This is a genomic window from Streptomyces sp. MAR4 CNX-425 (assembly GCF_048656465.1).
In the GTDB taxonomy this organism is placed as follows: Bacteria; Actinomycetota; Actinomycetes; order Streptomycetales; family Streptomycetaceae; genus Streptomyces.
On sequence record NZ_JBMDLF010000001.1, the window covers coordinates 1232619 to 1239079 of the forward strand.

4 protein-coding genes and 1 pseudogene are annotated in these 6461 nt (G+C 68.2%); 2 read left to right on the forward strand and 3 right to left on the reverse strand.

Going from position 1 to position 6461, the window contains the following annotated elements:
• Nucleotides 1–918 (forward strand): annotated as a pseudogene (locus ACHZ99_RS05385) (putative T7SS-secreted protein); the annotation flags it as partial.
• An 85-nt stretch (nt 919–1003) separates the two neighbouring features.
• Here the strand turns inward: ACHZ99_RS05385 and ACHZ99_RS05390 are convergent.
• The 3 genes from ACHZ99_RS05390 to ACHZ99_RS05400 all read right to left on the reverse strand — a co-directional run bounded on the left by ACHZ99_RS05390 (nt 1004) and on the right by ACHZ99_RS05400 (nt 3927).
• Nucleotides 1004–1816: an ExeA family protein gene (locus ACHZ99_RS05390; RefSeq protein ID WP_420303146.1), complete on the reverse strand. Its 813-nt coding sequence runs from the start codon at nt 1814–1816 to the stop codon at nt 1004–1006.
• Nucleotides 1817–1822: 6 nt separating this feature from the next.
• On the reverse strand, nt 1823–3235 hold the full coding sequence (locus ACHZ99_RS05395) for a DDE-type integrase/transposase/recombinase (RefSeq protein WP_420303147.1): 1413 nt from the start codon (nt 3233–3235) through the stop codon (nt 1823–1825).
• Nucleotides 3236–3330: 95 nt separating this feature from the next.
• Nucleotides 3331–3927: a DUF6431 domain-containing protein gene (locus ACHZ99_RS05400; protein WP_420303148.1), complete on the reverse strand. Its 597-nt coding sequence runs from the start codon at nt 3925–3927 to the stop codon at nt 3331–3333.
• A 211-nt stretch (nt 3928–4138) separates the two neighbouring features.
• Between ACHZ99_RS05400 and ACHZ99_RS05405 the strand changes: the two genes are divergently transcribed.
• The gene (locus tag ACHZ99_RS05405) at nt 4139–6049 is read left to right on the forward strand and encodes a DUF6531 domain-containing protein (protein WP_420303149.1); all 1911 of its coding nucleotides are present in this window, start codon (nt 4139–4141) and stop codon (nt 6047–6049) included.
• The last annotated feature ends 412 nt before the right edge of the window (nt 6050–6461 follow it).

Consider the following 6461-nt stretch of genomic DNA (forward strand, 5'->3'; position numbering starts at 1 on the left):
ATGGGCAACCGGCCGACGGACTGGCACGTGCTCGACCTCGACGAGGACCCCACCCCCGGCGACCCGGACCGGGTGAAGCAGCTCGCCCGCGAGTTACACGACTTCGCCGACGACGTGGCCGAAGCCTTACGTCAGATCAAGGGCATGGCCGGCGAGGACGCGATCCTGCGCTGGGCGGGGAAGACGGCGAAGGCGTTCCAGGACGAGTTCGACGAGGTCCCCAAGAACTTAAAGAAGCTCCAGCGTTCGTACGACCTGGCGGGCGACGCGCTCGCCGCCTACTGGCCGAAGCTGGAACGCGCCCAGTCCTTGGCCGACAAGGCGTTAGCCAGGGGCCGCGAGGCCCGCAACGAGTTGTCGTCCGCGACCGGCCGGCTGGACTCGGCCACTTCCTGGGTCGAGCGCGCCACTGCCAAGACGGAGAAGTACGACGAGGCGGAGGGCAAGGAGAAGCCCGACGACTCCGAGGTACGCGCCGCCGCCCGCAACGCCACCGACGCCAAGTCCGCCCAGTCCTCCGCCCAGACGGCCGTCGACAAAGCCGAAGGCGGCCTCGAAGCGGCCAAGAAGATGGCCGCCGACGCGAAGAAGATGCGCGAGGACGCCGCCTCCGAGGCCAAAGACAAGCTCGAAGACGCCTCCGACGCCGGCATCCAGAACCGCAAGTGGTGGGAGAAGGCGGTCGACTGGGTCAGGGACAACTGGGATGCCATCGTCACGGTCTGCAAGGTCATCGTCGCGGTCCTCGGCATCGTCGTGATGATCATCGGCGGGCCTCTCGCGCTGGTCGTCCTCGCCGCCGCCCTCGTCGTCCTCGCCGACACCCTCATCAAGTACCTGAACGGCGAAGCGAGCCTCTGGGACGTGTTGCCCGGCGTTGAAAATGCAGACGGGGGCGGCGTTCACGGTGCCGATGGGTGGGGATGACGAAGCCCCGCCGGCGTGGGTGCGGGCGGGGCGGTCGTCGGCAAGGTGTCGTTTTCGTCGGCGAGGTGCCGGTGGTTCAGTCGCCGACCACTTCGCTGACTGCGGCGCGGGCGGCGGCCTCGTCGACGAGGTTCTTGCCGGAGGCGAACGAGGCGACCAGGGCTTGGAGGGCCAGGTTGTTCACGGCCCGCGGATAGCCGCGGGAGGTGGTGTGGATCAGTGTCAGGGCGTCCTCGGTGAACAGTTCGTCCGGGCGTCCGGCGATCTTCAGGTGGTGGTTGACGTAGCTGGTGGTCTCTGTGGAGGCCATGCCCGGCATGGTGTAGCGCAGGGCGGTGCGTTGTTCGAGGGCGGCCAGGACGGCGAGCTTCATGGTGCGTCGGAGGGTGGGCTGGCCGACGAGGAGGCAGGACAGCGGGGAGTCCTGGTCCATGCCCTGGTTGGTGAGCATGCGGATGGATTCGAGTTGCTCGTAGGCCATCAGGTGGGCTTCGTCGATGACCAGGACGGGGGTGCGTCCGCGTTCTTCGCGTTCGGACAGCAGGGCTTTGCCGGTCTGGACGGTCAGGCGGGAGCCGAGGTGGGCGGGGGTCTGGCCGAAGGCGTCGACGATCTGTTCGTGGATGCCGCGGACTCCGATCATGGGGTTGGGGATGTAGATGACGGTGTATTTCGAGGGGTCGAGGGCGTCCAGGCAGGTGCGGACGGAGACGGTTTTGCCGGCGCCGACTTCGCCGGTGACCACGCCGATGGAGCGTTCGGCGATGCACCAGGTGATGCGGGCGACGGCCTGGTTGTGGGAGTCGTGCCGGTGGAGCATGCCCGGGGCGAGGTTGCGGCCGAAGGGCATGCGCTCGAAGCCGTAGTGGGCCTGCAGTTTCTCGATCATGACGGGTCATGCCTCCCGGCCGGGGCTGGTGTCTTCGGTGGTCAGGTCGACGGTGACGGCAGGTGCGGGCGCCAGGGCCGCGTAGTTGATCTTCTGGCCGAGGTGGTTGGAGTGGGCGGTGTCGACCAGGCCGAGGTAGTCGATGCCGGTCGTGGTGGTGGTCTTCGGTTCCTCAGCCGGGGTTTCGGGTTTGGCTTTGGGGTGGGAGTGCCGCTCGATCTGGAACGGGCTGGCGGTGCCCGCGTCCTTGCCGTCCAGACGCACCCGCAGGACGGTCAGGTCGAAGGGGTCGAAGACCAGCTCGACGCGGTGGCCGACCAGTTGGGGGTCGACCTGGTAGCGGTTGCCGTGCAGCGAGATCGTCGCGGTCTTGGCGACCCGCCGGTTCTCCGACCAGCGGAATGCTTCCGCGAGAGCGGCGGGCTGCGGGACGGGGAAGGGGGCGCCGGCCATCCACCGCGCAAGCGGCTCGGCCTTGGTCTCGGAGTGCATCCGGCGGTGGTAGATGTTCTCGACCCAGGCGGTGAACAGGCGGTTCATCTCCGCCAGGTCGGTGATCTCGCGGCCGACTTCGCCGGCGCCGGAGGCGATCTCGACGGTGAACTCGCCGTTCACGGTGCGGAAGAAGCGTTCGATCTTGCCTCTGCCCTCGGGGCGTCCGGGGGCGGAGTGCACCAGCTTGATGCCGAGTTTCGCGCAGGCCCGCAGCAGCCACGAGTCGACGAACGCGGAGCCGTTGTCGACGTAGATGTACTGCGGGACGCCGCGGGCGGCCAGCGCCGGCCGCAGGGCCGCGGCCAGGCGGACGGTGTCCTCCATGAAGCCCCAGCGGTGCCCGACCACGGCCCGGCTGTGGTCGTCCAGGAAGGCGAAGAGGTAGGTCTTGCGGCCGTCGATCCGCGGACCGTGCAGGGCATCGCCGACCCAGAGTTCATTGGGCCGGTCGGCCTCGAAGCGGCCGAAGGAGTCCTTGGGCCTGGCCCTCTTCAGCGCGACCAGCCCGGTCTTGTGGAACATCCGCTGCAGCGTGCGCTCGTCCGGCGCCCACCCCATCTGGGCCCGCAGAATCCGCCTGACCTGCGCGGCCGCGCGGTCCGGGTTCTCCTTCTTCAGCGCCATCGCCAGCTCGACCACCTCCGGCGGGGTCCTGGGCTGGGACTGGCGCGGGCTGGGCACCAGCGCGTCGAAGCCGCCCTGGCGCCACTCCAGGATCCACCGGTCGATGGTGTAGCGGCTGATCCGCACCGGCCGGCCGTCGGCGTCGATGTGCTCGGCCTGCGCCAGCTTGCGCACCAGGGCGCCCCGCTGGTGCCTGGTCAGGCTCGGGTCCGCCGCCTCGCGGATAAGCATGTAGCGGAACAGGCCGATCCTTCGGGCTCTCTCCGTCCGGGCGGCCTCGTCGTCGTCCTTCTTCGACACGTCCACCTTCCTGGCATCTCGTCACGGGCATGGGCCCGCCGAGGCTGTCAGGAACAACCCTCCGCAGATCAGAGGCAGTTGGTGTTGATCGACGATCAAGGCCAGGACGGCGACAACAACCGTCCCCGGCTCACCGCCGCGGCCAGATGCCACGGCGACACCTCGCCGACGTCCGGCCACCGCGAGACCGCGGCCTTCCAGGCCCCGACCACCGCCGCCACCGCATCCGCGAACCGGCTCACCGACCCCGCCGGCGGGATGGGATCCGGCCCGGTGTCCACCAGCAGCACCGTGAAGTACACGCGAACGTGCTCAGCCCTGCGTTCGAACCGCCGAAGCCAGCCCCGCACCGTCTCCACCGGCCGGCCCAAACGGGCCGCGATCGTCCTGGCCCCCGAACCAGCCGCCTTCCACGCCAGCGCCGTCCCGATCACGTCCGCCAAATCCACCCGCCTGACCAGCACGAACACCGGGAGAAGCACATGCGACCCGCCACAACCCGAACACCGGGCCCGCCGCGGACGCACCCTCACCACCCCCTTCACACTCCGCAGCACACGACGCCTCGCCCACCCCCACGGCGCGAGCACACCACCGCAATCCGGACACTCGATCCCACCCGCCAACAACCTGGCCTCGACCCGAACCGCGTCCGCCTCTACCGTGAGCACCGGCGCCTCCACGCGCTGCACGGCCCTCCCGGACTCGGCCAAGAGATCAGCGGGAGGGCCTTCTGCATGCCCTCATCGGCAAGGTGCCGCCGCCAACGAACACCCCGACCTCACCGGCATGCAACCGATCTTGTCGGCATGTTCAACGCCCCAAGCCCGCCCGCGACATCGGCATCTTGAATGCCTCTCAACATGGGACGTCGCCTTCGCCGCCCTCGACTGCATCCCCGGCATGAAGGGCCTGACCACCCTCGGCGGGCTGGCGAAGATGGCCAAGGGCGGCATGAAGGCCATGAAGGGCCTCAAGGCCATGAAGGCCGGGGTTCTGGGCCTGGCAAAGCGCGGGCGCACCATGCTGGGCGACGCGGCGCGCGGCGCCCGTGACCGGTTCAAGAGTGTGGTCAACAAGTTCACCGACCCGATCGACCTGGCCACCGGCGAGATGTACCTGCCTCAGACCGACATCGAGTTACCCGGTCTGCTGCCGCTGACGTTCAACCGCCGGGTCGGCTCCTCGTACCGATGTGGGCGGTGGTTCGGCCCGACCTGGACCTCCACCGTCGACCAACGGCTGGAGACCGACGAACAGGGCATCGTCTACATCACCGAAGACGGCCGCCTCCTGGCCTACCCCCACCCCTCCGACAGTGCGGTCCTGCCCGACTCGGGCCCCCGCTGGCCCCTGGGCCGCCCGGAGACCGGCGGCTACACGGTCACAGATCCGGCCACCGGGCACACCCGCCACTTTGGGGGCCCGGACAGTGACGGCGTCTGTCTCCTGCACCGGATATCCGACCGCAACGGCCACACGATCACCTTCACCTACGACAATGGGGGTGCCCCGACCGGTATCCGTCACTCCGCCGGCTATCACCTCCGTCTGACCACGGAGGACGACCGGGTCACCGCCCTCCACCTCGCCGGTGCGGCCGCCGATGGCACCGATGCCGAGATCAAGCGCTTCGGGTACGACGAGGACGGCAACCTCACCGAGGACTACAACTCCTCCGGTCTGCCCCTGCGCTTCGCCTACGACGAGCGGCTGCGCGTCACCTCCTGGACCGACCGCAACAACCACTCCTACGCCTACACCTACGACCAGGACGACCGCTGTATAGCCGAAGGCGGCGAAGCCGGCCACCTCGCCCTCACCCTCACCTACGGCACCACCGACCCCGCCTGGCCCGACTGCACCCTCACCACCCTCACCACAACCGACGAGGCGACCACCCGCTTCGTCATCAACGACAGCTGTCAGGTCATCGCCGAGATCAACCCCCTTGGTGCGATCACACGCACCGCCTACGACCGCCATCACAACCTCACCGCCACCACCGATGCCCTCGGCTACACCACCCGCTACACCTACGACGGCGGGCACCGCTGCACCAGCGTCACCCTCCCCGACGGCAGCCAGACCCACGCGGTCTACGACCGCCACCCCGCCCCCGTCGAACTCATCAGCGCCGACGGCACCGTCTGGCGTCAGAGCCTCGACGAGCACGGCAACCGAACCGCGCTAACGGACCCGGCCGGTCACACCACCCACTACGCCTACGACGACGCAGGCCGGCTGGTCTCGGTGACCGATCCCCTGGGCGCGGTCACCGAAGTGGAGTGCAACCCCGCCGGCCTGGCCACCCGCACCGATCCCACCGGCGGTATCGCCGCCTACGAATGGGACGAGTTCGGCCGGCTGATCGCCGCCACGGATCCCACCGGTGCCACCACCAGGATGGAATGGACCGTCGAAGGCCAGCCCGTCCGCCAGACCGGTCCCGACGGCGCCGAGCAGCGATGGACGTACGACGGCGAAGGCAACTGCCTGACCTTCACCAACGCCGCCGGGCACACCACAGCGTTCACCTACACCCACTTCGACCAGGTCGCCACCCGCACCGACCCCGGCGGCACCACCCACACCTTCACCCACGATCACCAGCTCCGCCTCACCCAGGTCACCAACCCCCAAGGACTGACCTGGGACTACACCTACGACCCGGCCGGCCGCCTCGTTGCCGAAACCGACTTCGACAACCGCCACACCACCTACGAACTCGACCCCGCCGGCCGCCTCATCACACGCACCACGCCCCTGGGCACGACCCTCACCTACCGGCGCGACGCTGAATCGGATTTCTGAGACGAACAAGAATCGCGCCATTCATTTTGCGACGCACATGCTCAGACTTCACGAACAGCGCAGAGCGAACAGTTCCGACGCCGACCCTCAGGCGAATGACTGAGCCCTTTCAACCCGATGCCTGATCGGACACGTTTGGCGCGTCGCGCACTTCGGCGGACCGAGAGGGAATAATTCCATCAGCGGATTCAGGGACTGGGCGCCAGGTGATTCGGGATTGTTCCCGGCATTCCGTGTCCACATCACGGCTGGACACCATCGGGCTGAAGAGATCGTACGACGTCTTAGAGCTTGTCTCACGTGGCGAGTTTTGCGAGCTTCTTGTAGCAGGTCAGGGTGGCTGCGAGTCCCAAGAAGGCCAGTCAGGTTTTCTCAGCGAGTTTCGTTCCATGTGTTGTTGAGGGCGAGGGCT